The organism is Clostridium sp. MCC353, from assembly GCF_018785315.1.
Taxonomy (GTDB): domain Bacteria; phylum Bacillota; class Clostridia; order Lachnospirales; family Lachnospiraceae; genus CHH4-2.
This window is the reverse complement of sequence record NZ_WQPN01000131.1, coordinates 1-210: the sequence shown is the minus strand read 5'-3', so window position 1 is coordinate 210 and position 210 is coordinate 1. Positions and strand designations below refer to the sequence as shown.

The 210-nt window shown below is 52.4% G+C and carries 1 protein-coding gene; it reads right to left on the bottom strand.

All coding sequences use genetic code 11. The annotated features are described in order from the left end of the window. On the bottom strand, positions 1 to 210 hold a 210-nt coding region (locus tag GPL15_RS21495), incomplete at both ends, for an IS66 family transposase zinc-finger binding domain-containing protein (RefSeq protein ID WP_215700728.1).

The following is a 210-nucleotide window of genomic DNA, read 5'->3' as shown; positions in this document are numbered from 1 at the left end:
ATGGAATGAGGCAGCAGCGCACCTGGAAGTCTGGCACCCACAAAGGTCGGCGTCTCTTTTGTACTTTCCGCCGTTCCGCAGTTCCTGCATTTTTTGATTTCCTGGATATACTGCTTTACTTTCAGCACCACCGGTTCATAAACAACTTCTGTCCGGATCACCTTTTCCCCGACTTTTATAAGCCCGGACCCGCATACCGGGCACCGGGAC